Raw genomic sequence first — 26,596 nt, forward strand, 5'->3', positions numbered from 1 at the left:
TCAGATCAAGGCTGCTTTGCTTCATGGCTTGGGAGGATGCCATGACTGGGCCGCTTCTATCCGACTGACTGCCAGGTTTTGCAGGATTTCCCTAGCTTTGTGGCACGTGTGCTGTATGAAAAAGCATTACTAAATTCAGCCATGAAACCCGCCGCCCTTCCTGTGTTGCGCGCCACACGGTTGCTGGATTAGGTCCGTGAGCAAATTCGTTCCGAACACTATAGCTTTGCGCACGGGGCTGGGCCACGCCATGGCGCCGTACATCGTCAGACGACGGCTTTGTGGCTATGCACTGACCGACTGCTCTGGGTCGCAAGCCGTCAACAGCCCAAAAGAAAAGGCCAGCAAACCTAGAGGTTTGCTGGCCTTTTCTCCATTCAGGGGTTAATCATTTCCCCCAAGAGTCCTTCAGCCCTACCGCCAGGTTAAACACCGGCTTCCCCGCCGCGTGGTCCACCCGGTCCGCCACGAAGTACCCATGCCGCTCAAACTGGAACTTGTCATCCGGTTTCGCATTGGCCAGTGACGGCTCCACGATGGCGGTCACTACCTTCAGGCTGTTCGGGTTCAGGCTTTCGATGAAGTCCTTGCCGCCCGCGTCGGGCTGGGCGTCGAGGAACAGGCGGTCATACATGCGCACTTCGGCGTTCACGCCGTCGGCCACGCCCACCCAGGTGATGGCGGCTTTGACCTTCACGCTGTCGGCGCCGGGGGTGCCGCTCTTGGTGCCCTCCACCACGGTGGCCAGCACTTCGGTGATGTTGCCTGCGGCATCCTTCGTGCAGCCGGTGCATTCGATGACGTAGCCGCCCTTCAGGCGCACAGTGTTGCCGGGCAGCATTTGACCGTCCGCCCCTGGCCGGGGCGGATAAAGGCGCTTGTAGCCCTTGGGGGGCACTTCTTCAAAGTCTTCGCGCTCAATCCACACTTCCTTGCCGATGGTGAAGTGGCGCACGGGGCTTTCTACGCCCTCGGGCGGGTGGGGCAGGGCGGGCAGGTTGCAAGGCTCCAGGTGGCCGGCGCCCATCACCTCGTCCCAGTTGGTCAGCACCAGCTTGACGGGGTTGAGCACGGCCATGCCACGGTGGGCCTTCAGCTCCAGGTCTTCGCGCAGGCAGCCTTCGAGGGTGCCGTAGTCGATCCAGCTGTCGGATTTGGTCACGCCGATGCGTTCGGCAAAGGTTTGCAGGGCGGCGGGCGTGTAGCCACGGCGGCGCAGGCCGACGATGGTGGGCATGCGGGGGTCGTCCCAGCCGCTGACCTTGTGGTCGTACACCAGCTGGGCCAGCTTGCGCTTGCTGGTGATGACGTAGGTGAGGTTCAGGCGCGCAAATTCGTACTGGCGGGGGGGCGGGGCGGTGAGCAGGCCACCTTCGGTTAAACGCTCCAGCAGCCAGTCGTAGAACGGGCGCTGGTCTTCAAACTCCAGCGTGCACAGGCTGTGGGTGATCTGCTCCAGCGCGTCCTCGATGGGGTGCGCGTAGGTGTACATGGGGTAGATGCACCAGGTGTCGCCCGTGTTGTGGTGCGTGGCCCGGCGGATGCGGTAGATGGCCGGGTCGCGCATGTTGATGTTGGGGCTGGCCATGTCGATCCTGGCGCGCAGCACCATGGAGCCATCCTCGTGCTTGCCGTCGCGCATCTCGCGAAAGATGCGCAGATTTTCCGCAGGGGTGCGGCTGCGGAAGGGGCTGTCCACGCCGGGTTTGCCGAAGTCGCCGCGGTTCACGCGCATCTGCTCGGCGGTCTGTTCGTCCACATAGGCGTGGCCAGCTTCGATCAGGGTTTCGGCCGCGCGGTACATGAAGTCGAAGTAGTCGCTGGCCTGGTAGGGCTTGTCGTTGCCGGGCTGGCTCCAGTCAAAACCCAGCCATTTCACGGCGTCGATGATGCTGTTGACGTATTCGGTGTCTTCTTTTTCGGGGTTGGTGTCGTCAAAGCGCAGATGGCACACACCGCCGTAGTCGCGTGCCAGGCCAAAGTTGATGCAGATGCTCTTGGCGTGGCCCACGTGCAGGTAGCCGTTGGGCTCGGGCGGGAACCGGGTGCGGATCTTGGCGGGGTCGGGCTGGCCGGCCGCGTGGTGGGCGGCATCGCCGGGGCTGCCGGCCCAGCGGCGGGTGGCGTAGATGCCTTTGTCGAGGTCGCTCTCGATGATCTGGCGCAAAAAGTTGCTGGGGCGGGCGGCTTCGGTGGCGGCGGTGCTGGTTGCGGGCGTGGTGTTGGCAGGGGTGGGGGTGCTCATGCGGCCATTTTAGGGGGCGGCTTGTGGCTGCGATGCGCGGGCGCAGATGGGGGGTGTACGTCCAGAAACAATATCGGGCGCGTTTCATGACATCCTTTGGGGGGTGTGGTGCGTTGTGTACCTGTGAGGCCTGTCCAATGGGTTGGTGGCCTCTGCTTCCCAAGGAGATTTCCATGACGAAAACCCGTTCTATCTATGCCATGGCCGCTGCTGCCGGTGTGGCGCTGGCCCTGCTTGCGGGCGCCGGCACCGCCCAGGCGCGCGACGTGTATTGGTCGGTGGGCGTGAATTCGCCAGGCGTGGCGTTGGGCGTCAGCAATGGCGGCTATCCCGTTTACGTGGCCCCCGCGCCGGTGTATGTGGCGCCGCAGCCCATTTATTACCAGCCACCGCCTCCGGTCTATTACGCACCGCCGCGGCCCGTGTATTACGCTCCCTCGACCTACTATGCACAGCCACCGGGCTTTTACTACCGTGATCGCGGACACCGCCATGGGCACCGCGGCCGTGGTGATTGGGGCGACCGCTGGGATCGATGATGCGGCTTCGGCGGTGCGGTCACTGCTGACGGTGACCACCTGGTCGGGCACCGCATAATCCGGCGTCTGGCCTGCCGGTTTGGCAGGCGGACCGCCCGGAGTGCATGCCTGTGAAAACCGTTTTTGTCCTGAATGGCCCCAACCTGAACTTGCTGGGCACGCGCGAACCTGCCGTGTATGGCGCCCAGACGCTGGCCGATGTAGAGCAACTGTGCGCCGCCGCCTGCGCCCGCCACGGGTTTGCGCTGCGCTTTCACCAAAGCAACCACGAGGGCGCGCTGGTGGACTGGATCCACGAGGCGGGCCGCCTGCACGCCGCGGGCGAACTGGCGGGCGTGGTGCTCAATGCTGGCGCCTACACCCACACCAGCGTGGCGCTGCTCGATGCCATCAAGGGCACGGGCGTTGCACTGATCGAGCTGCACATCAGCAACGTGCACGCCCGCGAGAGCTTCCGCCACCACTCCTATATTGCCGCTGCCGCCAAGGCGGTGATGTGCGGCTTTGGCGTCAAGGGCTATGGCCTGGCCATTGACGGCCTGGCCGGGCTGTGAGGGAGCAGGTTTTTCGCATGACCGATTTGTATCTTCCCTCCGAGGTGCAGCGCCTGGCTGCGCAAGCCGAGCGCCACACCACACCCTGCGGCGAGGGCGACATTCTCTGGCATGTCTGGGGCGAAGCCCGCCCGAATGCGCGCCCGCTGGTGCTGCTGCATGGCGGCAGCGGCAGCTGGACGCATTGGGTGCGCAACATCGATGCCCTGGTGGCCGCCGGGCGCCAGCTATGGGTACCCGATCTGCCCGGTTTCGGTGAATCCGCCGCGCCGCTGTCGGGTGGCGATGCCGATGCGCTGGTGGCGCCGTTGCGCGCGGGGCTGCACGCTTTGCTGGGCAACGCACCCTGTGATCTGGTGGGGTTCTCGTTTGGCGGTTTGACGGCTGGCCTGCTGCTGGCGGCCCACCCCGAACTGGCCGAACGGCTGGTGCTGGTGGGGGCGCCGGCCATGGGCGTGGTGCCCCACCGGCAGTTCGAGCTGAAGGCCTGGCGCCACCTGACCGAACTGGACGAACAGCTGGCCATCCACCGCTACAACCTGGCCGCGCTGATGCTGCATGACACGCGCCTCATCGACGGCCTGGCCCTGCAGACCCATGTGGCCAACGTGCTGCGCGACCGCATGCCCCGCCGCCGCCTGGCGCACACCGACATCCTGGCGCGCTCGCTGCCCCAGGTGGCTTGCCCGGTGCATGCCATTTATGGCGAGTACGATGCGCTGTACAAAAGCTGGATTCACCAGCTTGAAGACGCCTTTGCCGCGGCTGCCCCCGATTTTCGGGGCATGCACCTGGTGCCCAATGCCGGCCACTGGGTTCAGTTCGAGCAGCCTGAGGCGTTTGATGCGGCGCTGCTGGCGGCGCTGGCCTGAAAGCCTGCGCGATGCCGCAGGGTGTTCCATGAGCGCCGCCCTGCTGCAGGTGGCCGAAGCCGAGGTGGAATTCTCGGCCATGCGCGCCCAGGGCGCCGGCGGCCAGAACGTCAACAAGGTTTCGAGCGCAGTGCACCTGCGCTTTGCCGTGGGCGCGTCCTCGCTGCCGGTAGGCGTGAAAGAGCGCCTGCTGGCCCTGCGCGATAGCCGCATCACGCAGGACGGTGTGGTCGTCATCAAGGCCCAGCAATACCGTAGCCAGGAGCAAAACCGGGCCGACGCGCTGGCGCGGTTGAACGCGCTGGTGCAATCGGTGGCGCAACCACCCCGCACGCGCCGCGCCACCAAGCCCACCTATGGCTCCAGGCAGCGGCGCCTGGAATCCAAAACCCAGCGTGGTGAGACCAAGGCATTGCGCGGGAAGGTGCGGGACTGAGAGCCTGAACAGTGTGGCCGTGCTATTGGTAAGGTTTTTGGAACGATATGTCTGATGGCAGAGGAATTGAATCGCTGCTTATTAGCTACTACATTCTGGGTATTCACTGAAAGACTGCCATGTCCACTTCTGCCCCTGTCTCCAGCCACGTTCACAACCCCGCCCTCGTTCCGTCTCTCTATGTTTCGCATGGCGCGCCCCTGTTTGCGCTGGATGCGGGCGAAACCGGCCCTGCGCTCACCCGCTGGGGGCAGGAGTTGCGTGCGCAGTTTCCGGCCTTGCGCGGGGTGGTCGTCATGTCGCCGCACTGGATGGCCCGCACCCCGCAGGTCATGACGGGCCCGCAGCCCGCCACCTGGCACGACTTTGGCGGCTTTCCGCCCGCGCTGTACCAGTTGCAATACCCCGCGCCCGGTGCACCCGCGCTGGCGCAAGAGGTGCTGGCCCTGCTGCAGGCGGCCGGTGTGCCTGCCCAGGGCGATGCACAGCGCCCGTTTGACCACGGTGCCTGGGTGCCGCTGATGCACCTGTTTCCCGAGGCCGACCTGCCGGTGGTGCAGGTGGCGCTGCCCGTTGGCGCAGGCCCTGCCGAGGTCTATGCCATGGGCGCGGCACTGCGCGGCCTGCGCAGCCAGGGCGTGCTGGTGCTGGGTTCGGGCAGCATGACGCACAACCTGGGCGAATTTTTTGGTGGGGCGCGCGAGCCTGCGCCTTATGTGATCGAGTTCAGCCGCTGGGTCGAATCGGCCCTGGAGCGGGGCGATCTCAAGGCCTTGCTCAACTACCGCAGCCTGGCGCCGCACGCCGAGCGCGCCCATCCCACGGATGACCATTTCTTGCCGCTGTTCTTTGCACTGGGTGCCGCAGGCGACGATTTGCACGCAAACTACCTCAGCCGCGAGGTGATGTACAGCATGCTGGCGATGGATGCCTTTGCGCTGCAGCCCGCGGTATGACCGTGCCCATCCACCCCGTTTTTTAACCAAAATCACCTCTGGCAATTGACCATGCTTGATCTACCGCTCACTTTTTTGCAGCGTCCTGCCGCTGCGGGCATTCCCAAACCCTGGCTGCTGGTGCTGATGCATGGCGTGGGCAGCAACGAGCAGGATCTTTTCAGCCTGGCTTCGCAGCTTCCCGAGCGCTTTCATGTGCTGAGCCTGCGCGCACCCCACCGCATGGGGCCGGGCTCGCACGCCTGGTTTGATTTCTCGGTGGAGCCCAGTGGCGCCCGCAGCATCAACGAGGCGCAGGAGGCCCACAGCCGTGCCCTGGTGGCGCAGACCATCGAGGCGGCCTCGGCCCAGCTGGGTATTGCACCTGAGCGCGTGGTGGTGGGGGGCTTCAGCCAGGGCGGCATCATGGCCTTGTCGCTGCTGCTGACACGGCCCGAACTGCTGCATGCCGCCATGGTCTGGCACAGCCGCCTGCTGGCCGAGGTGGTGCCGCTGCAGGCCTCGCACGAGGCATTGCACGGCAAGAAGCTGTGGCTGAGCCACGGCACGCACGACAACGTGATTCCGCTCGCCAATGCCCAGGCCATTGCGCACCACATGGCAACGCTGCCCGTGTCGGTGACCTACCGCGAGTTTCCGGGTACGCACGAGATCCGCCCGTCCGAGCTGGCCGCCACGGTGGCGTGGCTGGAGTCACTCTCGACCACGCCCGTGCCCTATTGAGGTATTCGGGTTGCTATCTAACTGATAGCTATTGGCGCTTGCTGGCAAGGCAATGGATCGTTATTTCTTGTGAATCACCAGGTCGGGCCGGGCTATTCCGGCAATGACAGCCCCGGCCGGAAGAACGCATCGAGCACTGGCATCAGCACCGGGAATTCCTGCGCAAACTGCGCCCGGTTCACAAAATACGCCTCGCACGCCACAGCAAAAAACTCGGCCGGTGCCGTGGCGCCATAGGCATCGAGCCAGGGTTGGGTGGCGCCAAAGCGCTCGGCCATGATCACGCGCTCGCGAAAATCCGCATAGACTGGCTCCCATGCTGCCCACCAGGCCTCGTGGGCAGCACGGCCCGTGCGGGTGCCCATGAAGCCTGCCGGCAGGGGTGGGCAGCCGTTGGGGGTACCGCTGCGCATGTCGAGCTTGTGCACGAACTCGTGCACCACCACGTTGGTGCCGCGCGCGGTGTTGTGGCTGGCATCGGCCACATGCTGCCAGCTGAGCATGATGGGGCCGCGCTCCATGGCCTCGCCCAGCAGCACCTCGGTGTGCTCGTGCACTACGCCGGCTTCGTCCATCGTCTGGCGGCGCGCCACGGCTTCGCCCGGGTGCACCACAATGCCCACGAAGTCGTCGTACCAGCCCAGGGCTGCGGCGGCATCGCCCCAGTGCAGCAGTGGCAGGCAGGCCTGCGCGGCGATGTCGATGGCCATGGCATCGGTCACCACCAGACCATGGGCGCCATGGAACTGCTTGTGGTGCAAAAAGAGGGCGCTGAGCGCGCGCAACTTGGCCTGGTCGTGCAGCGGCAGGGCCGCCAGAAACGGGTAGCGCAGCAGGGTTTGCAGCCACAGCGCGGCCGAGATGTCAGGCACGGGCGCCACGGTGGCGCGAACGCGGCTCCAGAGCCGGTCAAGAAAGGGGGGCATGGTGATCGGGCGGCAGGAGGTCGAGTCCCGCGCAATTCAGGATCACTCGCACCTGGGGGCCAAAGCCACGCGTTCCAGGCCCGCGTTAGACAAACGCAGTGTTTCCAGGCGCGGGGGTTGTGCGGCGGCGTCCCAGTCGCTCAGCACCACCCGCTGCAGGCCCGGTGCCAGGGCGTGGTTCGCCGGCTTGTGGGTGTGGCCGTGGATCAGGGTGTGCGCCTGGGCGGCTGTGAGCCAGTCGATGGCGGCGGGGCCGTCCACATCGGCGTAGATGGCGCCCGATCGCTTGTGCGCCTCGCTCTCCTGGCGGATGCTGCGTGCCTGCGCCCGGCGCGTGGCCAGGGGCTGGGTCAGAAATTGCGCTTGCCACTGGGCACTGCGCGCCTGCACGCGAAAGCGCTGGTAATCCACATCGTCCAGGCACAGCAGGTCGCCATGGCTGAGCACGAAGCGCTGGTTGTCGAAAACCAGCACGGTGGGATCAGCCAGGCCGGTGATGCCGCAATGCGCAAGAAACGCCGGCCCCGCCAGAAAGTCGCGGTTGCCGTGCATGAAGTACACGGGCAGGCGCTGCGCTGCGGCCTGCAGGGCCGCGCAGCCCTGGGCCTCGAAGCTGCCGGGCTCCAGGATGGCATCGTCGCCCACCCACACCTCGAACAGGTCGCCCAGGATGAAGAGGGCGTCGGCTGGCGTGGTCTGCAGGTAGTGCCGCCAGGCGGCCACCGTGGCGGGCTCGCTGGCCTGCAGGTGCAGGTCGGAAATGAAATCGACCGTGCGCCAGTGCGAGGGAGCGGCAAGCTCCTCGAACCGGGGCACGGTCGGGGTCACGGGCAGGGCCTGGGCTTAAAGCGCAACCGCCTTGTCGATCACCACAGCGTCAAAAGGCACGTCGTCGTGGAAGCCCTTGCGCGTGGTGCGGACGGCCTTGATGGCGTCCACGACGTCCTGGCCCTTCACGACCTTGCCGAACACGGCGTAGCCCCAGCCCTGGGGGGTAGGAGAGCTGTGGTTCAGGAAGGCGTTGTCCACCGTATTGATGAAGAACTGTGCCGTGGCCGAGTGCGGGTCGCCCGTGCGCGCCATGGCCACGGTGTACTTGTCGTTCTTCAGGCCGTTCTTGGCTTCGTTCTCGATCGGGGCCTGGGTTTCCTTTTGCTTCATGTCGGCCGTCATGCCGCCGCCCTGGACCATGAAGTTCTTGATCACGCGGTGGAACACGGTGCCGTTGTAGAAGCCGCTGTTGACGTAGTTCAGGAAGTTCTCGGCCGACTTGGGGGCCTTCGCGGCGTCCAGTTCGATGGTGATCACGCCTTGGGTGGCGGTTTCGGCCACGTTGATGGTGACGTGGAGTTCAACTTGTGGATTGCTCATTGCAGTGCTTTCTTCAAAAAAATCACTTCACCACGGTGGCGGAGTGGATGGTGACGGGGGTGATGGGCACGTTCTGGTGGCCGCCCTTGTTGCCGGTGGCCACGGCCTTGATCTTGTCCACCACGGCCGTGCCTTCGACCACCTTGCCGAACACGGCATAGCCGTGGCCGTCAGGCTGGGGGGCGTTGAGCATGGCGTTGGCCTTCACGTTGATGAAGAACTGCGCGGTGGCCGAGTTGGGGTTGGCCGTGCGGGCCATGGCGATGGTATAGGTGTCGTTCTTGAGACCATTGGCCGCTTCGAGCGGGATGGGAGCCTTGGTGGGCTTTTGCACCATGTCGGCCGTGAAGCCGCCGCCCTGGATCATGAAGCCGTCGATGACGCGGTGGAATACCGTGCCGTCGTAGTGCTTGTCGTTCACATACGCCAGGAAGTTCTCGACCGTCTTGGGCGCTTTGGCGGGATCGAGCTGCAGCACGATGTCGCCCATGGAGGTGGCCAGTTTGACCTTGGGAGCGTCTTGTGCCTGCACCGGGCTTGCTATTGAAAACACAGCCGATAACGCAATGCCAGTGAGCGCAATGGTCGTTTTTCTTTTGGAAATCATGCAGAACTCCTTGAGTGAATCAGAACCGCAGAGCATTGGGACCTGGTCGCTGCAGCGATGAAAATATGGCGCTGAAGCTACCACCGGCCCGCCAGCGGGGCCGGCCGCATGGCTACAAACCCCTGCCCGCGAACGGTTGTCAGGGGCGTGAAGCCGCGGGCTTGGCCGCAGCGCGGGCAGCGGCGGGCTGGAACAGCTCGCGCAGCTGGGCCTGCTTCAATTTGACGGTGGGGTTGTTGGCCTCCATCTGCTGCGCCTTGGCATAGGCCTGGTAGGCCAGCCGGGCGTAGATGTCGCCCAGGTTCTCGTGCGCCGCCGCGTAGGAGGGGTTGTTGCGCACCGCCATCTCCAGCGCCGTGCGGGCCTTGTCCAGCTGGTTCTGGCTGGCGTAGATCACCGCCAGGTTGTTGTAGGGCTCGGGCAGCTCGGGGTATTCCTGAATGAGCTGGGTGAAGGTGGTGATGGCCGCATCGGTCTGGCCGAGGTCGGTCTGCGCCACGCCGCGCAGAAAGCGCAGCTGCGGATCGCGCGGGGCGGCCGTCAGGCGCTGGTCTGCCTTGCCCAGGGCTTCGGCGGCCTTGCCGCTCTTGAGCAACTGGGTGATCTCGGCGTAGTCGCTGGCATGGGCCATGCCAGCGCCCAGCCATGCGGTCAGGGCCAGCAGGCGCAAAAGTCGGGAAAGGGTGCTGCGGACTTGCTTCATGGAGGGAGGGAGGAGATGGGCACCGTCCGGTGCCGGGCGGGGCTTATACTTCGGCGGATTGTAGCTGAGGGGGTTGCCAGGGCGGTACGCTGTTGCCGCTGGTGATTTTGCCGGGCGCCCAGGGCTGGGCGCATCCCCTTGCGGGGCCCGTACCTTTCGCTACCGGGTGAACCGGCTTCACCCGTCTTCCATCCAGTTCCCGTTACAGAAACCCCATGAGCTTGCGCATCTACAACACGCTGTCGCGTGCATTGGAGGATTTTTCCCCGCTCGAACCCGGCCATGTGCGCATGTATGTGTGCGGCATGACCATCTACGACCTGTGCCATATCGGCCACGCCCGCATGATGATGGCGTTCGATGTGGTGCAGCGCTGGCTGAAAAGCAGCGGCTACCGCGTCACCTACGTACGCAACATCACCGACATCGACGACAAGATCATCCGGCGCGCGCTGGAGCGGGGCATCACCATCCGCCAGCTCACCGACGAGATGATCGTCGCCATGCACCAGGACATCGGCGCTCTGGGCATCGAGCCGCCGGCGCTGGAGCCGCGCGCCACCGAATATGTGCCCCAGATGCTGTCGCTGATCGGCCAGCTCGAAGGCAAGGGCCTGGCCTACCGTGCCACCAATGGCGACGTGAACTACGCGGTGCGCAAGTTTGCGGGCTACGGCAAGCTCTCGGGCAAGTCGCTCGACGAATTGCGTGCGGGCGAGCGCGTGGCCGTGCCGGATGGCAAGGAAGATCCGCTCGATTTCGTGCTCTGGAAATCCGCCAAGGAGGGCGAACCGCCCGAGGCCAAGTGGGACAGCTCCTTCGGCACGGGCCGCCCTGGCTGGCACATCGAATGCTCGGCCATGAGCTGCGCCACGCTGGGCGAGACTTTCGACATCCATGGTGGCGGGGCCGACCTGCAGTTCCCGCACCATGAGAACGAAATCGCCCAGAGCGAAGGCGCCACCGGCAAGCCGCTGGCCAGGTTCTGGGTGCACAACGGCTTCGTGCGCGTGGACAACGAGAAGATGAGTAAGTCGCTGGGCAACTTCTTCACCATCCGCGATGTGCTCCAGAGCTACGACGCCGAAACGGTGCGCTTTTTCATCGTGCGTGCCCACTACCGCAGTGCGCTCAACTACAGCGACGCCCACCTCGACGACGCGCGCCAGTCCCTCAAGCGGCTGTACACGGCGCTGAGCCTGGTAGCCCCGGCCCAGGTTTCCATCGACTGGAACGAGCCCCATGCCGCACGTTTCAAGGCGGCCATGGACGAAGACTTCGGCACACCCGAGGCGATTGCCGTATTGTTCGACCTGGCCAGCGAGGTCAACAAGACCCGTTCGCCCGAACTGGCAGGATTGCTCAAGGCGCTGGCAGGCTGCCTGGGGTTGCTGCAAGGCGATCCGCAGGCCTTCCTGCAGGCTGGGGCGGGCTATGACGAGGCCGCCATCCAGGCGCAGATCGCCGCCCGTGCTGCCGCCAAGGCGGGCAAGGATTTTGCGGAGGCTGATCGCATCCGCAACGCCCTGCTGGCCCAGGGCATCGTGCTCAAGGATTCGGCCGCTGGAACGACCTGGGAAGCCGCACAGTGATTTTTTTGAATATGAAATATGCCCCCAGGGCATACGGGGCGAGCAGTGGTAGCTTCTAAAAATGTAGCGACCGAGGTGCTCGCTTCGTCTGGCCCGGCGTTGGCCACGCCCGATTACTGGGCCGAGGCCTGCAAGCACCTGATGAAGAAGGACCGGGTGATGAAGCGCCTGATCCCCCAGTTTGGCGACGCGGCCCTGCAGACACGGGGTGATGCGTTCACCACGCTGGCGCGTTCTATCGTGGGGCAACAGATTTCGGTGAAGGCGGCGCAAACCGTGTGGGAGCGTTTTGCCGCACTGCCGCGCAGCATGAAGCCCGGCCATGTGCTCAAGCTCAAGATCGACGACATGCGGGCCGCCGGCCTGTCGGCCCGCAAGGTCGACTATCTGGTGGACCTGGCCCTGCACTTCGAGGGCGGCAAGCTGCATGTCAAGGACTGGGCGGCCATGGACGACGAGGCCATCATCGCCGAGCTGGTGGCCATCCGTGGCATCGGCCGCTGGACGGCCGAGATGTTTCTGATCTTTTATCTGATGCGGCCCAATGTTCTGCCATTGGACGACGTGGGCTTGATCAACGGCATCAGCCAGAACTATTTTTCGGGTGATCCCGTCAGCCGCAGCGATGCCCGCGAGGTGGCCGAGGCCTGGAAGCCATGGTGCAGCGTGGCGACTTGGTATATTTGGCGATCGCTCGACCCGTTGCCCGTGGCCTACTGAGGCCCGTTTCATCAGTCATGAACCGGTTGCAACATGGGCCTCGCACCAGAGGCACCCAGGGCGCGACCCAAGGAGAAATACGTTGGCGAAAAAGACCTTTCTGGATTTCGAGCAACCGATTGCCGAACTCGAATCCAAAATCGAAGAACTGCGCTACGTGCAGACGGAAAGCGCGGTCGATATCTCGGAAGAAATTGACCAGCTCAGCAAGAAGAGCCAGCAGCTCACCAAGGACATCTACAGCGAGCTGAGCCCCTGGCAGATCACCAAGATCGCCCGCCACCCCGAGCGCCCCTACACGCTCGATTACGTGCGCGACATCTTCACCGACTTCGTCGAGCTGCACGGTGACCGCCACTACGCGGACGACCTGTCCATCGTGGGCGGCCTGGCGCGCTTCAATGGCCACGCCTGCATGGTGCTGGGCCACCAGAAAGGGCGCGACACCAAGGAGCGCGCCATGCGCAACTTCGGCATGAGCAAGCCCGAGGGCTACCGCAAGGCCCTGCGCCTCATGAAGACGGCCGAGAAGTTCAAGCTGCCCGTGTTCACGTTTGTCGACACGCCCGGCGCCTACCCCGGCATCGATGCCGAGGAGCGCGGCCAGTCCGAGGCCATCGGCCGCAACATCTTCGAGATGGCGCAGCTTGAAGTGCCCATCATCACCACCATCATCGGCGAAGGCGGCTCCGGCGGCGCGCTCGCCATCAGCGTGGCTGACCAGGTGGTGATGCTGCAATACGCTATCTATTCCGTGATCAGTCCCGAGGGCTGCGCGTCCATCCTCTGGAAGACCAGCGAGAAGGCCCAGGAAGCGGCCGACGCCCTGGGCATCACCGCGCACCGCCTCAAGGCGCTGGGCCTGGTGGACAAGATCGTGAGCGAGCCCGTGGGCGGCGCCCACCGCGATCCCAAGCAGATGGCGGCTTTCCTCAAGCGTGCGCTGGGCGATGCCTTCCGCCAGGTGGCCGATCTCAAGACCAAGGATCTGCTCGACCGCCGTTATGACCGGCTGCAAAGCTATGGCCGTTTCACCGACACCAAGGCCGACAGCCGCTGACCCCGTGGTGGTGACGGCGACCGCCTTCACCTTGCACCCGTGCCATGGCCCCGCAAGGGGCCTTTGCATTGATGCGGACGCTTTTGCGTCACGGGCGCAGAAGGGCGCGCAGTGACGCTGCCATTTGACACCGCCATGGCGGCCTTTTCGCCCGCATTGCCATTGGCCGTGGGGCTGAGTGGTGGCGCCGATTCGACGGCGCTGCTGCTCGCCTGTGCGCAGAAATGGCCGGGGCAGGTGCAGGCCATTCATGTGCACCACGGCCTGCAGGCCGCGGCCGATGATTTCGAACAGCATTGCCGCGCATTGTGCAGGCGCCTGCAGGTTCCGCTGACCGTGCAGCGCATCGACGCACGCCACGCATCGGGCGAAAGCCCCGAAGATGCTGCGCGCCGGGCAAGATACAAGGCTTTTGAGGCTGTGGCGCTCGCCAGTAATGCGCAAAATGCCATTCATTCAATAGCATTGGCCCAGCATGCGGATGACCAGGTCGAGACGCTGCTGCTGGCTTTGTCGCGCGGCGCCGGCGTGGCGGGGCTGGCCGCCATGCCCGCTGACTGGGAGCGGGGCGGCGTTCGCTGGCACCGGCCCCTGCTGCGCGTGGCGGGGGTGCAGGTGCGTGACTGGTTGCGTGCGCAGGGGCAGGATTGGGTGGAAGACCCCACCAACACCGACGAGCGCTTCACGCGCAACCGCATCCGGGCGCAGCTGCTGCCCGCTCTGGATGCGGCTTTTCCGGCCTTTCGCGACACGTTTGCGCGCTCTGCGTCCCATGCCGCCCAGGCCGCCGAGTTGCTGGACGAGCTGGCGCAGCAGGACCTGGCCCTCACGGGATCGCCCCCGGAGATTCGGCTATTGCAGGGGCTCAGCCGTGCGCGCCAGGCCAATGTCCTGCGCCACTGGCTGCGCGTGGCGCATGCCACCACCCCCTCCGCCGCGCAGCTGGGGGAGCTGCTGGACCAGCTGGCGGCCTGCACCACGCGCGGCCACCGCATTCACATCAAGGTGGGGCGGGGGTTCGTGGTGCGCTCGGGGCCACGCCTCGATTGGTACAATCCCGAGGTTTTGGTCTAACAACGGCACGAAAAACGGCGGCGCACCAAAACAGTGTTTAACCCGCGCTGCGGCTCCAGTTTCGTCACCCCCAATATCCCATGGCATTGATCGTTCACAAATACGGCGGCACCTCGATGGGCTCCCCGGAGCGCATTCGCAACGTTGCCAAGCGCGTGGCCAAATGGGCGCGGGCCGGCCACCAGATGGTGGTGGTTCCCAGCGCCATGAGCGGCGAAACCAACCGCCTGCTCGCCCTGGCCAAAGAGCTGGCTCCCCCACGCGCCACCCCTGCGTACCACCGCGAACTCGACATGCTGGCGGCCACCGGCGAGCAGGCTTCGTCTGCATTGCTGGCCATTGCGCTGCAGGCCGAAGGCATGGGCTCGGTCAGCTATGCCGGATGGCAAGTCCCCATCCGCACCGACAGCAGCTACACCAAGGCGCGCATCGAATCCATTGACGACCAGCGCGTGCGCGCCGATCTGAACAATGGCAAGGTCGTCATCGTGACCGGTTTCCAGGGCATCGACGACGAAGGCAACATCACCACGCTGGGCCGTGGCGGCTCGGACACCTCGGCGGTGGCCGTGGCGGCCGCCATGAAGGCCGACGAGTGCCTGATCTACACCGATGTGGACGGCGTCTACACCACCGACCCGCGCGTGGTACCCGAGGCACGCCGCCTGCAAACGGTGAGCTTCGAGGAAATGCTGGAAATGGCCAGCCTGGGCTCCAAGGTGCTGCAAATCCGCTCGGTCGAATTCGCGGGCAAATACAAGGTGCCCATGCGCGTGCTCTCCAGCTTCACGCCCTGGGACATCGACATCAACGAAGAAGCCAAGTCCGGCACGCTGATCACTTTTGAGGAAGACGAAAAAATGGAACAAGCCGTCGTATCCGGCATCGCTTTCAACCGCGATGAAGCCAAGATTTCGGTGCTGGGCGTGCCCGACAAGCCAGGCATTGCCTACCAGATCCTGGGCGCCGTGGCTGACGCCAATATCGAAGTGGACGTGATCATCCAGAACGTCAGCAAGGACGGCAAGACCGACTTCAGCTTCACCGTCAACCGCAACGACTACGCCCGCACGGTCGAACTGCTCAAGGAAAAAGTGCTACCCGAACTCGGCGCACAGGAAGTGGTCGGCGACACCAAGATCTGCAAGGTGAGCATTGTCGGTATCGGCATGCGCAGCCACGTAGGTGTGGCCAGCAAGATGTTCCGCACCCTGAGCGAAGAGGGCATCAACATCCAGATGATTTCCACCTCCGAGATCAAGACCTCGGTGGTCATCGATGAGAAATACATGGAACTGGCCGTGCGCACCCTGCACAAGGCCTTCGAACTCGACCAGCCAGCCGCCTGAAACCGCCAGAAATGCCTCGGAAATGAGGCATAATAGCGGGATTGGAAACGTGACCGAGTGGCCGAAGGTGCTCCCCTGCTAAGGGAGTATGGGGTGTAGAGCCTCATCGAGGGTTCGAATCCCTCCGTTTCCGCCAAGCAACAAAGCCCTGCATGTCAGGGCTTTTTTTTTCATCCGGTGTGTGAGGTGGTCATCGGCCCACGCGGCGCTTGCAGAGGCAGCGCTCAGGTGGCGTCATTCATCGATGGATGCGCTCCAGCGGTCGCCCCAGTCCTGGGCGCGGTCAATGTTGCGCCGGTCCCTTTTGGTCGGGCGGCCTTCCTGCAGTGTTGCGGCGGGTTCGGGGGCCAGCCGGCGCTGTTCGGCGGCTTTTTCACGGGCGGCGATGCTGTCGGCGGTTTCCTCATACAGGCGTTGTGCGATGGGGGCGGGGCCGCGTGCGCCACTCAAGCCTCGTACGAGCACCGTGCGTGCGACCGGGCCCTGGCGCAAGGCCACGGTGTCGCCGCAGCGCAGGTCGCGGGCGGCCTTGGCGGGCTGGCCGTTTACGGTGACGCGGCCTTTGCCGATTTCTTCGGTGGCCAGGCTGCGGGTTTTGTAGAACCGCGCACACCACAGCCATTTGTCCAGTCGCATCGTTTCGGGGGCATTCATGGAGAGGATTGTGACGCGGTGGTTGTCGGTAAGGTAGCGGCGGGCGGGGGCAGCGGCAGGTGCACGACGGCATCCAGCCCCGCCACAAGACCCGATTCCATGCGGTTGGTCAGCGCAATGCTGCCGCCCAGCGCCTGCACGATCTCGTGGCAGATGGCCAGACCCAGGCCGCTGCCGGTGCGCACGTCGCCCGCCGAGAAGGGCTGGAAAAGGCGGGCGGCCAGTTCATCGTCGATGCCGCTGCCATGGTCGCTTATGCAGAGCACCGCCTGGTGATCGGTGCAGCGCAGTTCCACCGCCAGCTCGCTGCCTTGCGGGGCATGGCGAATGGCGTTGTGCAGCAGATTGCGGGCCAGCTCGCGCAGCATCCATTCGTGGGCAAATACCGTTGCCGGCTCGGTATGGATGCCAAAGTCGAGGTCGCGCTGCGCGATCAGGGGTGACAGATCCAGCGCCACCGCGCGCAGGAGGTCATCGAACCGGGTCGGCGGTGGTGTGCTTTGCTGGCGCAACTGTTCGACCTTGGCGAGGGCGAGCATCTGGTTGGCCAGTTGCGTGGCGCGGTCCACGGTGTCGCTGATTTCCCGCAGGGCCTGGTGCGGGGGTACATCGCCGTGCAGTGCGGACTGCACCTGTGTCTTGAGCACGGCCAGCGGTGTGCGCAGCTGGTGCGAGGTGTCGCGCACAAACCGTTTCTGGTGGCGCAGCAGATGCTGCAGCCGTTGCATGACCTGGTTGGTGCTGTCGATCAGGGGTTGCAGTTCTCGGGGTGCCGAGCTGGCTGCAATCGGACTGAGGTCGCCATCGGGCCGCGCTTGCAATTGCTGGCTGAGCTGGCGCACCGGGCGGGTGGCCCGCTGCACGACGATGACCACGGTGAGCGCGATCACGGCAATCAGCAGCGCTTGCCGGGCCAGCGTGTTCCACAGGATCTGCAGCGCCAGGGTTTCGCGCACTTCCAGTGTCTCTGCCACCTGGATGACCGCCATCCCGCGGCCGCTGGCACTGGCCACGGGTTGCAGCAGCACGGCCACGCGCACGCGGTCGCCGCGGAATTGGTCGTCATAAAAGTCCACCAGCGCCGCATACGGAGGGCGATCCGGAATGCGCCCCTGCCATGCTGGAAGTTCGGCAAACCCCGAGACCATTGCTCCCTGCAGGGTGGAGATGCGGTAGAACATGTGGCTTTGGTTGTCGGCCTCGAAGGCCTCCAGGGCCGCATAGGGCACGATGGCGCGCAATTGCGCCGCGTCGTCGTAGCCCGACACATCCAGCTGTTCGCTGATGGTCTTGGCCGATGCCAGCAAGGTGCGGTCGTAGGCCGTGTTCAGGGATGTCAGTGTCTGCCGGTACAGGCTGAGCGTGTTGAAGCCGATGAACGCCACCACGGGCAGCAGGATGCCCAGCAGCAACCGCCTGCGCAGCGACGGCGCACGCAAGGCAGCCGTCCTTGTCACGTATCGGCCCTGAGCAGATAGCCCAGCCCGCGCAGCGTCATGAGGGTCAGGCCCGTGTCGGCCAGTTTCTTGCGCAGTCGGTACACCACTACCTCGATGGCCTCGTACTGCACGTCCAGCTGCCCGGGGAACACCAGTTCATAAAGGCGTTCCTTGGTGACGGCATGGCCCGGCTGTGCCAGCAGGGCATGCATCAGCGCCAGTTCGCGGGGTGTGAGCTCCATGACGGAGCCGTTGCGGTACAGCGCGCCGCTGTCCTTGTCGTAGCGTATGGCACCGATCTGCACGAAATGGCCCGCAGAAGGCGCGGCGTCCGTGCTGCGCCGCAGCAGGGCGCGCAGCCTGGCCTCCAGCTCGTCCAGATCGAAGGGTTTGGGCAGGTAGTCGTCGGCGCCGGCGTTCAGGCCCAGCACCCGGTCACCCACGGTGCCGCGTGCGGTCAGGATCAGCACCGGCGTGCGCAGCCCGCGCGCGCGGGCCTGCTGCAGCACCTGCAGGCCATCCAGGCCGGGCAGGGTGAGATCGAGTACCACCGCATCGGGTGGCCGTGCCACCCACTGGTTGAGTGCCGCAGCGCCGTCGCCCGCGGCAGTGACCTCCATGCCCCGGCGTGTCAATGCGCGCTGCAGCGTGATCTGCATGGTGGGGTCGTCTTCAACGAGAAGCAATTGCATGCGCGGCACCATAGCACCGACCACACGCGGTTGCGGCATTGGTGTTTTCCCTGAGTGTGCGGACAGCCGTTTGACAGGCTGCGCGCGCATCATCGGGCGGTTCGCCAACCCTACAAGGAGACATCGATGCGTCGCGACACCTTTCTCAAATCCCTGGCTGCGCTGGCCGCTGCCGGAGCCTTGCCCCTGTCGGCCCATGCCGCCAGCGCCGTCAAGATGATGCTGCCTGCCAACCCGGGCGGTGGCTGGGACTCCACCGGGCGCGCCCTGGGCAAGGCATTGCTGGAATCGGGGGCGGCATCGTCGGTCACCTATGACAACAAGGGCGGCGCCGCAGGCGCCATTGGCCTGGCGCAGTTCGTCAACTCCAGCAAGGGCGACCCGAACGCGCTGATGGTGATGGGCGCCGTGATGCTGGGCGGCATCATCACCGGCAAGCCGCCGGTGAGCCTGTCGCAGGCCACGCCCATTGCGCGCCTGACCAGTGAATACAACGTGTTCGTGTTGCCCGCCAATTCGCCTTACAAGAGCATGGCCGAGGTGATCGCCCAGCTCAAGAAAGACCCCGGCAGTGTGAAGTGGGGTGGCGGCTCGCGCGGTTCCACCGAGCACATCGCTGCCGCGATGATTGCGCGTGAGGTGGGTGTGGACCCGGCCCGGATCAACTACGTGGCCTTCCGGGGGGGCGGCGAGGCAATCGCGGCCATCCTGGGCGGCAACGTGACGATTGGCGGTGGCGGCTACAGCGAAATGGCCGAGTACATCGCCACCAAGAAGATGACGCCCATTGCCGTGACCTCGGGCCAGCGCCTGAAGAACTCGACCGTGCCCACCCTCAAGGAGCAGGGCATCAACGTCGAGATCGGCAACTGGCGCGGCGTGTATGCCGCCCCCGGCATCACGGCCGAACAGCGCAAGGCGCTGACGGAGATGGTGGCCAAGGCCGTCAAGAGCAAGAGCTGGGCCGAATCGCTGGAAAAGAACGATTGGACCCCGGCCTGGATGGCGGGCGATGAGTTCGCGAACTTTGTGGACAACGAGTTCGCCAGTCTGCGCGCCACCATGGTCAAGGCCGGAATGGTCTGAGCACTGCCCCGGTACCGTGCACCGCCGCCGCCGGCGGCGGTGCACGGTTTTTTGCGCGTGCCCATTGCGGTGCGCGCCGTGATGCGCGTACCTTGGACCGGTGTTCGAGGACTTGAGAAAACCCAAGCATGTCTGATCCGACAACTCCCCTTTCTTCTGATCCGGGTGCAATCCCCGGCATTGCCAGCAACCTGCCTGCCGTGCGCATGCAGACCGTGGTCGGCGCCGGCGTGCTGCTGACTGCCCTTGCACTGGCGCTGGGCGCCCTGGATATTCCATCCAACGCGGGCTATGGCGGCGTGGGCCCCAACTTTTTGCCGTGGCTGGTGGCGGCCGTACTGGGGCTGTGCGGCTGCGTCCTGCTGTGGGAGGCCCGCACCGGCGGGTTCCACGCCATGGAGGAGCCTAACGGCGCCGCGCGTGCGGACAAGCCGGCATGGGTGTGGGTTTCGACCGGTCTGCTGCTGAACGCTGCCCTCATCACCACGGTGGGCTTCATTCTGAGCTGCACGCTGTGCTATGTGCTCGCCGTGCAGGGGCTGCGCCGGGCTGCGGGGCAAAACGCAGGCACCGCGCGCACCTGGGCGGTGGACGGGTTGACGGGTGTGCTGATCTCGGCGCCCGTCTATTGGACATTCACGCAGTTCCTGGCCATCAACCTGCCAGGGCTCACGCAAACCGGGTGGTTGTGATGGAAATCTTTGATGCACTGATGGCGGGCTTTGCCACCGCCGCCACGCCCGCCAACCTGCTGTGGGCCCTGGTGGGCTGCGCCTTGGGCACCGCCGTCGGCGTGCTGCCCGGCATCGGCCCCGCGGTGGCGGTGGCGATGCTGCTGCCGATCACGGCCAAGGTCGAGGTCACGGCCTCGATGATCTTCTTTGCCGGCATCTATTACGGCGCGATGTATGGCGGCTCCACCACCTCCATCCTGCTGAACACGCCGGGCGAGACCGCCAGCATGGTCACGGCGATGGAAGGCAACAAGATGGCCAAGAGTGGCCGGGCCGGGGCGGCGCTGGCCACATCGGCCATCGGTTCGTTCGTGGCGGGCACCGTTGCCACCGTGGTCGTGACCCTGTTCGCGCCCTATGTGGCCGACTTCGCCGTCAAGCTGGGTCCGCCCGAATACTTCATGCTCATGGTGCTGGCCTTCACCACCGTGAGCGCGGTGCTGGGCAAGAGCACGGTGCGTGGCATGACGGCGTTGTTCGTCGGGCTGGCGGCTGGCTGCATCGGCATGGACCAGATCTCGGGCGCGGCGCGCTACACCGGTGGCAAGTCCGAACTGCTGGACGGCATCGACATCGTGCTCGTTGCCGTGGGCCTGTTCGCGGTGGCCGAGGTGCTGTATGCAGCGATGTACGAGGGCCGCGTGGTCGAGTCGCGCAACACCATGAGCCGCGTGCACATGACCAGGCGCGACTGGAAACGGTCCATTCCGGCCTGGCTGCGCGGCACGCTGATTGGCACGCCGTTTGGCTGCATCCCGGCCGGCGGCACCGAGATCCCGACCTTTCTGAGCTACGCCACCGAAAAGAAGCTGGCCAAGGGCGGCGACAAGGCCGAGTTCGGCACCGCGGGCGCCATCGAGGGCGTGGCTGGTCCCGAGGCCGCCAACAATGCCACCGTGACGGCGGCCATGATTCCGCTGCTGACGCTGGGCATCCCCACCTCCAACACCACGGCGGTGCTGCTGGGCGCGTTCCAGAACTACGGCATCAACCCTGGCCCGCAGCTGTTCACCACCTCGGCCACGCTGGTGTGGGCGCTGATCGCGTCGCTGTACATCGGCAACGTGATGCTGCTGGTGCTCAACCTGCCCATGGTGGGCCTGTGGGTCAAGCTGCTGAAGATCCCCAAGCCGCAGCTGTATGCCGGCATCCTGATCTTTGCCACGGTGGGAGCCTACGGCATGCGCCAGAGCACCTTCGATCTGTTCCTGCTGTATGGCATCGGCATGCTCGGGGTGCTGATGCGGCGTTTTGACTTCCCTACGGCACCTGTCGTGGTGGGCATGATCCTCGGGCCATTGGCCGAGGCGCAGATGCGCAATGCGGTGTCGATTGGCGAGGGCAGCTGGCTGATCTTCGTGCAGCGTCCGATGTCGCTCACGCTGCTCATCATCGTGCTGGCGGTGCTGGTGCTGCCGCGTCTTTTCAAGCACCTGGCGCAGCGCAAGCTGGCGCGGCTGCGGCAGCTGGACGACTGACCGGCAGTCCATCCCCAGCCACTGAAACGCCTGGCCCTGCCAGGCGTTTTGCCTTGTGCAGAACGCTCGCGAACAAGCGATGCTGCTGGGGAAGGATTCTTTCTGCGGACCACCGATCGATGCATTACCCGTGATGCGCCGGGTACCATTGGCCCATGCCATTGCACTCCGAAGCCTCGCCCCTGCCGCTGGATGCCCAGGGCATTCTGGAACTGGCGGCGCGCTCCATGTTCCAGCTGTTCTCCAGCGTCAGCCAGGGCATGTTCCTGGTGGATTGCAGCGGGCGCATTGTGTGGGTGAATGAGGGTTACCAGCGCTTTCTTCCCGACCTGGGCTTTTCGTCGGTGGACCAGTTCGTGGGCCGCACCGTGGAGGAGGTGATCCCCAACACGCAGATGCGCAGCGTGCTCGAAACCGGCCAGCCGGTGCTGATCGACCTGCTCACCAACAAGGCGGGCACTTTTGTGGTCAGCCGCATTCCCTTGCGCGACGAAGCCGAGCGCGTGATTGGAGCCATCGGCATCGTGCTGTTCGACCACCCCGAGACCACGCTGCAACCCCTGATCGGAAAATTTGCCCTGTTGCAGCGCGATCTCGATGACGCGCGGCGCGAGCTGGCCAGCCAGCGCAGCCGCTCGCTGGCCGTGTCGGGCGACGGTGAGCGGCGCGCCAAATACACCTTTGCCAGTTTCATCGGGTCGAGCCCCGCGGCGGCCGAGGTCAAGCGCCAGGCGCGCCGGGCCGCGCAGTCGTCCAGCCCCGTGCTGCTGCTGGGTGAAACCGGCACTGGCAAGGAACTGCTGGCCCATGCCATCCATGCGGCGTCGAGCCGCGCCAGCGGCCCGTTTGTCAGCGTCAACATCGCCGCCGTGCCCGACACGCTGCTCGAGGCCGAGTTCTTCGGCGTCGCGCCCGGTGCCTACACCGGCGCCGACCGCAAGGGGCGCGATGGCAAGTTCAAGCTGGCCGACGGCGGCACGCTGTTCCTCGATGAAATCGGCGACATGCCCCAGAGCCTGCAGGCCAAGCTGCTGCGTGCGCTGCAGGAGGGCGAGATAGAGCCGCTGGGCTCGAACAAGCTGGTGCCGTTCAATGTGCGCGTGGTGGCTGCCACTTCGCGTGATCTGGGCGCCCTGGTGCGCGACAGCCGTTTTCGCGAAGACCTTTTTTACCGGCTGCATGTGCTGCCGGTGCGCGTGCCACCGCTGCGCGAGCGGCGCGGCGACATCCCCGCGCTGGTGGAGGTGCTGGGCGAAGACCTGGCGCTGCGCAACGGCACGGTGCCGCCCGAGTTGCAGCCCGACGCCATGGCATTGCTGGCGGGCCAGCCCTGGCGCGGCAATATCCGCGAGCTGCGCAATGTGCTGGAGCAGGCCGCCATGCGCAGCGATTCGCAGTCCATCGATGCCTACCAGCTCGAAAGCATCCTGCGCGAAGCAGGGGTGGAACCGGCCGCCCCCGTGCCGGCTGCCGTGGCCGACCCCGGGGCATTGGGCGACGAACATTGCCTGCGCCCGCTGGCCGAACAGGTGGCCGAGCTGGAGCGGCGCGCCATTGCCGCGGCGCTCAAGGCCCATGGCGGCAACAAGCAGGCCACGGCCAGGCAGCTGGGTATTTCGCGGGCCACGCTCTATGCACGTCTGGAAAACCCTGAATAAAAAACAGCCATATGTCTGAATTTCAGGCATGTACTGCGTCTGAAATTCAGACGTTTTCATTGCGTTTGCATCATTTGTTCCTATAAATCAACGCCTTGATGGTTGGCACGAACTGTGCAGTGTGCAGGCAAACCCAAAGGAGACAGTCCCCATGCAACGACGCACCCTGGTCGCGCTGGCCGCCTTGGCCGCCACCCTTTCGGCTCCGGTTTTCAGCCAGTCGGGCGAGATCCGTATCGCCCATGTCTACAGCAAGACGGGCCCGCTCGAAGCCTATGGCAAGCAGACGCAGACCGGCCTGCTGATGGGGCTGAACTACGCCACCGGCGGCAGCATGGCCATCAATGGCAAGAAGATCGTGGTGATCGAGAAGGACGACCAGGGCAAGCCCGACCTGGGCAAGAGCCTGCTGGCATCGGCCTATTCGGATGACAAGGCCGACATCGCCGTGGGGCCCACGTCCTCCGGTGTGGCGCTGGCGCTGCTGCCCGTGGCCGAGGAATACAAGAAAATCCTGCTGGTCGAGCCCGCCGTGGCCGATGCCATCACCGGCGACAAGTGGAACAAGTACATCTTTCGCACCGGCCGCAACAGCAGCCAGGACGCCATCTCGAACGCCGTGGCCATCGACAAGCCGGGCGTGACCATTGCCACGCTGGCGCAGGACTATGCCTTCGGCCGCGACGGTGTGAAAGCCTTCAAGGACGCCATCAAGAATGCCAAGCTGGTGCACGAGGAATACCTGCCCACCAGCACCACCGATTTCACCGCCGGCGCCCAGCGCCTGATCGACAAGCTCAAGGACCAGCCCGGCCGCAAGATCATCTGGATCCTCTGGGCCGGCGCGGGCAACCCATTCAAGATTGCCGACCTGGACTTGAAGCGCTACGGCATCGAGATCGCCACGGGTGGCAACATCCTGCCGGCCATGGCCAGCTTCAAGAACTTCCCCGGCATGGAAGGCGCCACCTACTATTACTTCGGTATCCCCAAGAACCCGGTGAACGAGGCCCTGGTGGCCGCGCACTACAAGGAGTTCAAGACACCGCCAGACTTCTTCACTGCGGGCGGCTTCAGCTCGGCCATGGCACTGGTCACGGCGCTCAAGGTCACAGGTGGTGACACCAACACCAACAAGCTCATCAAGACCATGGAAGGCATGAGTTTTGACACGCCCAAGGGCAAGATGACCTTCCGCAAGGAAGACCACCAGGCGCTGCAGAGCATGTACCACTTCAAGATCAAGGTGGACCCGGTCTTCGCCTGGGGCGTGCCCGAGCTGGTGCGCGAAATCAAGCCCGATGAGATGCAGGTTCCGATCCGGAACAAGCGCTGACGACCAGGGCCCGTCGCGCACCGGCGGGCCTGTTACTCCTGTTTTGATAGCTTGAAGCGCTTTGTCATCAAGCGCCTTGGCTGATTTTTCTTTAAATTTTTGTGGAGTCTCGACCTTCGATGTTGGCGACCCATGACCTGACCATCCGCTTCGGTGGCCATGTGGCGGTGAATGCCGTGACCTGCGCGTTCGAGCCGGGCACGCTCACCGCCATCGTGGGCCCCAACGGGGCAGGCAAGACCACCTACTTCAACCTGATCTCGGGGCAGCTCCGGGCCACCAGCGGCCGGGTGACGCTGGGCGGGCAGGTTCTGTCGGGCCTGTCGCCTTCGGCTCGCACGCGTGCGGGGCTGGGCCGGGCGTTCCAGCTCACCAACCTGTTTCCGGGGCTGAGCGTGCTGGAAAACGTGCGCCTGGCCGTGCAGGCCACGCAGGCCGGCAGCCACCGCCGGGGCCTGAACCTCTGGAGCATCTGGAGCGACCACCGCCAGCTCACCGCGCGGGCTGAAGCCATCCTGCAGTCCGTGGCGATGCTGGAGCGGCGCGACACCCCTGTGGCCAGCCTGCCGCACGGCGACCAGCGCAAGCTCGAAGTGGCGCTGCTGATGGCACTGGAGCCGCAGGTCTACATGTTCGACGAGCCCACGGCCGGCATGGGCCACGACGAGGCGCCCGTGATCCTGAACCTGATCCGCGCGCTGAAAAAAGACAAGACCAAGACCATCCTGCTGGTGGAGCACAAGATGGACGTGGTGCGCGAGCTGGCCGACCGCATCATCGTGCTGACGAACGGCACGCTGGTGGCCGACGGCCCGCCCGCCGAGGTGATTGCCTCGCCGGTGGTGCAGGAGGCGTACCTGGGCGTGGCAAAAGACGCAGACAGGGAGGCCGCATGAGCATGGTTCTGATGACTGCCACCGGGCTGTCCGTTGGGGCCAGTTCCCCCCTGGTGGGGCGTGAAGCACGCGCAGCGGCCAGCGCAGGGGCCTTGCTTGAATTGAAAGGCGTGCATACGCACATTGGGGCTTATCACATCCTGCATGGCGTGGATCTGATCGTGCCCCGGGGCCAGCTCACCATGCTGCTGGGCCGCAATGGTGCGGGCAAGACCACCACGCTGCGCACCATCATGGGCCTGTGGCAGGCCTCGCAGGGCCAGATCGCTTTTGACGGGCGCGACATCACGCGCATGCACACGCCGCAGATCGCGCACCTGAACATCGCCTATGTGCCCGAAAACATGGGCATATTCGCCGACCTCACGGTCAAGGAGAACATGCTGCTGGCCGCGCGCAAGGCCGGCAACGCCGCGCAGATGGACCAGGCGCGCCTGCAGTGGATCTTCCGGCTGTTCCCGGCCGTGGAGAAGTTCTGGAACCACCCGGCAGGCAAGCTCAGCGGCGGACAAAAGCAGATGGTGGCCGTGGCGCGCGCCATGGCCGAGCCGCGCGACCTGCTGATCATCGACGAGCCCAGCAAGGGGCTGGCACCGGCCATCATCCACAACATGATCGAGGCCTTCGATCAGCTCAAGCAAAGCGGCGTGACCCTTTTGCTGGTCGAGCAGAACATCCACTTTGCCCAACGCCTGGGCGACACCGTGGCCGTGATGGACAACGGCCGGGTGGTGCACGCGGGCAGCATGGCCGCGCTGGCCGAGGATGAGGCGCTGCAGCGCAAGCTGCTGGGGTTGTCGCTATGAATTGCATGTCAAAACAACCTGCAGCGCTTGATGGTAAAGCGCTATCAGCCGGCCAAAAAGTAGCATCGGATATGTCCAGGGGAGACCGCG

General features: G+C 65.0%; 27 protein-coding genes and 1 tRNA gene. 19 read left to right on the top strand and 9 right to left on the bottom strand.

The window, feature by feature from the left end:
* Window positions 1-388 precede the first annotated feature (388 nt).
* On the bottom strand, window positions 389-2,245 hold the full coding sequence (locus BLW02_RS07205) for a glutamine--tRNA ligase/YqeY domain fusion protein (RefSeq protein ID WP_092697691.1): 1,857 nt from the start codon (window positions 2,243-2,245) through the stop codon (window positions 389-391).
* Between the two features lie 173 nt (window positions 2,246-2,418).
* Here BLW02_RS07205 and BLW02_RS07210 point away from each other — a divergent pair, with 173 nt between their 5' ends.
* The 6 genes from BLW02_RS07210 (at window position 2,419) to BLW02_RS07235 (ending at window position 6,325) form a co-directional block, all read left to right on the top strand.
* Window positions 2,419-2,784, top strand: coding sequence for a hypothetical protein (locus BLW02_RS07210; RefSeq protein ID WP_092697692.1), 366 nt, complete (start codon window positions 2,419-2,421; stop codon window positions 2,782-2,784).
* A 104-nt stretch (window positions 2,785-2,888) separates the two neighbouring features.
* Complete coding sequence (aroQ, locus tag BLW02_RS07215) at window positions 2,889-3,338, top strand: type II 3-dehydroquinate dehydratase (protein WP_092697693.1); 450 nt, start codon at window positions 2,889-2,891, stop codon at window positions 3,336-3,338.
* A gap of 17 nt (window positions 3,339-3,355) precedes the next feature.
* Window positions 3,356-4,210 carry an alpha/beta fold hydrolase gene (locus tag BLW02_RS07220; RefSeq protein ID WP_092697694.1) on the top strand — a complete coding sequence of 285 codons (855 nt, stop codon included), beginning with the start codon at window positions 3,356-3,358 and terminating at the stop codon, window positions 4,208-4,210.
* A gap of 28 nt (window positions 4,211-4,238) precedes the next feature.
* The gene (gene arfB, locus BLW02_RS07225; RefSeq protein ID WP_092697780.1) at window positions 4,239-4,646 is read left to right on the top strand and encodes an alternative ribosome rescue aminoacyl-tRNA hydrolase ArfB; all 408 of its coding nucleotides are present in this window, start codon (window positions 4,239-4,241) and stop codon (window positions 4,644-4,646) included.
* Between the two features lie 119 nt (window positions 4,647-4,765).
* Window positions 4,766-5,602 carry a DODA-type extradiol aromatic ring-opening family dioxygenase gene (locus BLW02_RS07230; protein WP_092697695.1) on the top strand — a complete coding sequence of 279 codons (837 nt, stop codon included), beginning with the start codon at window positions 4,766-4,768 and terminating at the stop codon, window positions 5,600-5,602.
* 51 nt (window positions 5,603-5,653) lie between these two features.
* Window positions 5,654-6,325, top strand: coding sequence for an alpha/beta hydrolase (locus tag BLW02_RS07235; RefSeq protein WP_092697781.1), 672 nt, complete (start codon window positions 5,654-5,656; stop codon window positions 6,323-6,325).
* Window positions 6,326-6,417: 92 nt separating this feature from the next.
* Here BLW02_RS07235 and BLW02_RS07240 read toward each other — a convergent pair whose 3' ends face one another.
* The 5 genes from BLW02_RS07240 to BLW02_RS07260 all read right to left on the bottom strand — a co-directional run bounded on the left by BLW02_RS07240 (window position 6,418) and on the right by BLW02_RS07260 (window position 9,932).
* A complete protein-coding gene (locus BLW02_RS07240) occupies window positions 6,418-7,251 on the bottom strand; it encodes a M90 family metallopeptidase (protein ID WP_092697696.1) in 834 nt (277 codons plus the stop codon).
* Between the two features lie 42 nt (window positions 7,252-7,293).
* Window positions 7,294-8,079, bottom strand: coding sequence for a UDP-2,3-diacylglucosamine diphosphatase (locus BLW02_RS07245; protein ID WP_092697697.1), 786 nt, complete (start codon window positions 8,077-8,079; stop codon window positions 7,294-7,296).
* A gap of 15 nt (window positions 8,080-8,094) precedes the next feature.
* A complete protein-coding gene (locus tag BLW02_RS07250) occupies window positions 8,095-8,622 on the bottom strand; it encodes a peptidylprolyl isomerase (protein ID WP_092697698.1) in 528 nt (175 codons plus the stop codon).
* Between the two features lie 22 nt (window positions 8,623-8,644).
* Complete coding sequence (locus BLW02_RS07255; RefSeq protein ID WP_092697699.1) at window positions 8,645-9,229, bottom strand: peptidylprolyl isomerase; 585 nt, start codon at window positions 9,227-9,229, stop codon at window positions 8,645-8,647.
* A gap of 139 nt (window positions 9,230-9,368) precedes the next feature.
* A complete protein-coding gene (locus BLW02_RS07260; protein ID WP_092697700.1) occupies window positions 9,369-9,932 on the bottom strand; it encodes a tetratricopeptide repeat protein in 564 nt (187 codons plus the stop codon).
* Window positions 9,933-10,147: 215 nt separating this feature from the next.
* On the opposite strand from BLW02_RS07260, the gene cysS reads away from it, so the two are divergent.
* The 6 genes from cysS to BLW02_RS07290 all read left to right on the top strand — a co-directional run bounded on the left by cysS (window position 10,148) and on the right by BLW02_RS07290 (window position 15,863).
* On the top strand, window positions 10,148-11,524 hold the full coding sequence (gene cysS, locus BLW02_RS07265) for a cysteine--tRNA ligase (protein ID WP_092697701.1): 1,377 nt from the start codon (window positions 10,148-10,150) through the stop codon (window positions 11,522-11,524).
* Window positions 11,525-11,542: 18 nt separating this feature from the next.
* Entirely contained in the window at window positions 11,543-12,244 is a 702-nt protein-coding gene (locus BLW02_RS07270; protein WP_369794845.1) for a DNA-3-methyladenine glycosylase family protein, read from the top strand.
* A gap of 82 nt (window positions 12,245-12,326) precedes the next feature.
* A complete protein-coding gene (locus tag BLW02_RS07275; RefSeq protein ID WP_092697702.1) occupies window positions 12,327-13,304 on the top strand; it encodes an acetyl-CoA carboxylase carboxyltransferase subunit alpha in 978 nt (325 codons plus the stop codon).
* Between the two features lie 135 nt (window positions 13,305-13,439).
* Window positions 13,440-14,378, top strand: coding sequence for a tRNA lysidine(34) synthetase TilS (tilS, locus tag BLW02_RS07280; RefSeq protein ID WP_139285338.1), 939 nt, complete (start codon window positions 13,440-13,442; stop codon window positions 14,376-14,378).
* 80 nt (window positions 14,379-14,458) lie between these two features.
* On the top strand, window positions 14,459-15,727 hold the full coding sequence (locus BLW02_RS07285) for an aspartate kinase (RefSeq protein ID WP_026435967.1): 1,269 nt from the start codon (window positions 14,459-14,461) through the stop codon (window positions 15,725-15,727).
* A gap of 43 nt (window positions 15,728-15,770) precedes the next feature.
* Window positions 15,771-15,863 (top strand) — tRNA-Ser (locus tag BLW02_RS07290).
* Window positions 15,864-15,961: 98 nt separating this feature from the next.
* Here the strand turns inward: BLW02_RS07290 and BLW02_RS07295 are convergent.
* Genes BLW02_RS07295 through BLW02_RS07305 form a run of 3 tightly spaced genes read right to left on the bottom strand, consistent with a single transcriptional unit; the run spans window position 15,962 to window position 18,512 of the window.
* Complete coding sequence (locus tag BLW02_RS07295; RefSeq protein ID WP_092697704.1) at window positions 15,962-16,381, bottom strand: RNA-binding S4 domain-containing protein; 420 nt, start codon at window positions 16,379-16,381, stop codon at window positions 15,962-15,964.
* Window positions 16,378-17,820 (bottom strand): sensor histidine kinase, encoded by a 1,443-nt coding sequence (locus BLW02_RS07300; protein ID WP_092697705.1) that lies wholly within the window; start codon window positions 17,818-17,820, stop codon window positions 16,378-16,380. Before BLW02_RS07300 ends, BLW02_RS07295 begins: the two co-directional genes overlap by 4 nt.
* Before the next feature lie 14 nt (window positions 17,821-17,834).
* Window positions 17,835-18,512 carry a response regulator transcription factor gene (locus BLW02_RS07305; protein WP_092697782.1) on the bottom strand — a complete coding sequence of 226 codons (678 nt, stop codon included), beginning with the start codon at window positions 18,510-18,512 and terminating at the stop codon, window positions 17,835-17,837.
* A 126-nt stretch (window positions 18,513-18,638) separates the two neighbouring features.
* Between BLW02_RS07305 and BLW02_RS07310 the strand changes: the two genes are divergently transcribed.
* The 7 genes from BLW02_RS07310 to BLW02_RS07340 all read left to right on the top strand — a co-directional run bounded on the left by BLW02_RS07310 (window position 18,639) and on the right by BLW02_RS07340 (window position 26,506).
* Complete coding sequence (locus BLW02_RS07310) at window positions 18,639-19,598, top strand: Bug family tripartite tricarboxylate transporter substrate binding protein (RefSeq protein WP_092697706.1); 960 nt, start codon at window positions 18,639-18,641, stop codon at window positions 19,596-19,598.
* A 128-nt stretch (window positions 19,599-19,726) separates the two neighbouring features.
* Entirely contained in the window at window positions 19,727-20,290 is a 564-nt protein-coding gene (locus BLW02_RS07315; RefSeq protein ID WP_092697707.1) for a tripartite tricarboxylate transporter TctB family protein, read from the top strand.
* Window positions 20,290-21,810 carry a tripartite tricarboxylate transporter permease gene (locus BLW02_RS07320; RefSeq protein WP_092697708.1) on the top strand — a complete coding sequence of 507 codons (1,521 nt, stop codon included), beginning with the start codon at window positions 20,290-20,292 and terminating at the stop codon, window positions 21,808-21,810. The genes BLW02_RS07315 and BLW02_RS07320 overlap by 1 nt, the downstream gene beginning before the upstream one ends.
* Window positions 21,811-21,965: 155 nt before the next feature.
* The gene (locus BLW02_RS07325) at window positions 21,966-23,468 is read left to right on the top strand and encodes a sigma-54 interaction domain-containing protein (RefSeq protein ID WP_026435955.1); all 1,503 of its coding nucleotides are present in this window, start codon (window positions 21,966-21,968) and stop codon (window positions 23,466-23,468) included.
* Between the two features lie 151 nt (window positions 23,469-23,619).
* Window positions 23,620-24,804 (top strand): substrate-binding domain-containing protein, encoded by a 1,185-nt coding sequence (locus BLW02_RS07330; RefSeq protein ID WP_092697709.1) that lies wholly within the window; start codon window positions 23,620-23,622, stop codon window positions 24,802-24,804.
* A 119-nt stretch (window positions 24,805-24,923) separates the two neighbouring features.
* Window positions 24,924-25,700, top strand: a complete 777-nt coding sequence (locus tag BLW02_RS07335) for an ABC transporter ATP-binding protein (RefSeq protein WP_092697710.1) — start codon at window positions 24,924-24,926, stop codon at window positions 25,698-25,700.
* Complete coding sequence (locus tag BLW02_RS07340; protein WP_244273641.1) at window positions 25,697-26,506, top strand: ABC transporter ATP-binding protein; 810 nt, start codon at window positions 25,697-25,699, stop codon at window positions 26,504-26,506. The genes BLW02_RS07335 and BLW02_RS07340 overlap by 4 nt, the downstream gene beginning before the upstream one ends.
* Window positions 26,507-26,596 lie beyond the last annotated feature (90 nt).

Origin of the sequence: Acidovorax soli (assembly GCF_900107605.1) — a bacterium.
Lineage (GTDB): Bacteria > Pseudomonadota > Gammaproteobacteria > Burkholderiales > Burkholderiaceae_C > Acidovorax > Acidovorax soli.

Bases quoted from the DNA above. Each gene is read 5' to 3' on its own strand.
- BLW02_RS07220 (WP_092697694.1), top strand. From the start codon at position 3,356: ATGACCGATTTGTATCTTCCCTCCGAGGTGCAGCGCCTGGCTGCGCAA.
- aroQ (WP_092697693.1), top strand. From the start codon at position 2,889: ATGCCTGTGAAAACCGTTTTTGTCCTGAATGGCCCCAACCTGAACTTG.
- BLW02_RS07230 (WP_092697695.1), top strand. From the start codon at position 4,766: ATGTCCACTTCTGCCCCTGTCTCCAGCCACGTTCACAACCCCGCCCTC.
- BLW02_RS07305 (WP_092697782.1), bottom strand. From the start codon at position 18,512: ATGCAATTGCTTCTCGTTGAAGACGACCCCACCATGCAGATCACGCTG.
- BLW02_RS07235 (WP_092697781.1), top strand. From the start codon at position 5,654: ATGCTTGATCTACCGCTCACTTTTTTGCAGCGTCCTGCCGCTGCGGGC.
- BLW02_RS07340 (WP_244273641.1), top strand. From the start codon at position 25,697: ATGAGCATGGTTCTGATGACTGCCACCGGGCTGTCCGTTGGGGCCAGT.
- arfB (WP_092697780.1), top strand. From the start codon at position 4,239: ATGAGCGCCGCCCTGCTGCAGGTGGCCGAAGCCGAGGTGGAATTCTCG.
- BLW02_RS07250 (WP_092697698.1), bottom strand. From the start codon at position 8,622: ATGAGCAATCCACAAGTTGAACTCCACGTCACCATCAACGTGGCCGAA.
- BLW02_RS07270 (WP_369794845.1), top strand. From the start codon at position 11,543: ATGCCCCCAGGGCATACGGGGCGAGCAGTGGTAGCTTCTAAAAATGTA.
- BLW02_RS07335 (WP_092697710.1), top strand. From the start codon at position 24,924: ATGTTGGCGACCCATGACCTGACCATCCGCTTCGGTGGCCATGTGGCG.
- BLW02_RS07210 (WP_092697692.1), top strand. From the start codon at position 2,419: ATGACGAAAACCCGTTCTATCTATGCCATGGCCGCTGCTGCCGGTGTG.
- BLW02_RS07330 (WP_092697709.1), top strand. From the start codon at position 23,620: ATGCAACGACGCACCCTGGTCGCGCTGGCCGCCTTGGCCGCCACCCTT.
- tilS (WP_139285338.1), top strand. From the start codon at position 13,440: ATGGCGGCCTTTTCGCCCGCATTGCCATTGGCCGTGGGGCTGAGTGGT.
- BLW02_RS07255 (WP_092697699.1), bottom strand. From the start codon at position 9,229: ATGATTTCCAAAAGAAAAACGACCATTGCGCTCACTGGCATTGCGTTA.
- BLW02_RS07315 (WP_092697707.1), top strand. From the start codon at position 19,727: ATGTCTGATCCGACAACTCCCCTTTCTTCTGATCCGGGTGCAATCCCC.
- BLW02_RS07325 (WP_026435955.1), top strand. From the start codon at position 21,966: ATGCCATTGCACTCCGAAGCCTCGCCCCTGCCGCTGGATGCCCAGGGC.
- BLW02_RS07260 (WP_092697700.1), bottom strand. From the start codon at position 9,932: ATGAAGCAAGTCCGCAGCACCCTTTCCCGACTTTTGCGCCTGCTGGCC.
- BLW02_RS07320 (WP_092697708.1), top strand. From the start codon at position 20,290: ATGGAAATCTTTGATGCACTGATGGCGGGCTTTGCCACCGCCGCCACG.
- BLW02_RS07240 (WP_092697696.1), bottom strand. From the start codon at position 7,251: ATGCCCCCCTTTCTTGACCGGCTCTGGAGCCGCGTTCGCGCCACCGTG.
- BLW02_RS07310 (WP_092697706.1), top strand. From the start codon at position 18,639: ATGCGTCGCGACACCTTTCTCAAATCCCTGGCTGCGCTGGCCGCTGCC.
- BLW02_RS07285 (WP_026435967.1), top strand. From the start codon at position 14,459: ATGGCATTGATCGTTCACAAATACGGCGGCACCTCGATGGGCTCCCCG.
- BLW02_RS07205 (WP_092697691.1), bottom strand. From the start codon at position 2,245: ATGAGCACCCCCACCCCTGCCAACACCACGCCCGCAACCAGCACCGCC.
- BLW02_RS07295 (WP_092697704.1), bottom strand. From the start codon at position 16,381: ATGAATGCCCCCGAAACGATGCGACTGGACAAATGGCTGTGGTGTGCG.
- cysS (WP_092697701.1), top strand. From the start codon at position 10,148: ATGAGCTTGCGCATCTACAACACGCTGTCGCGTGCATTGGAGGATTTT.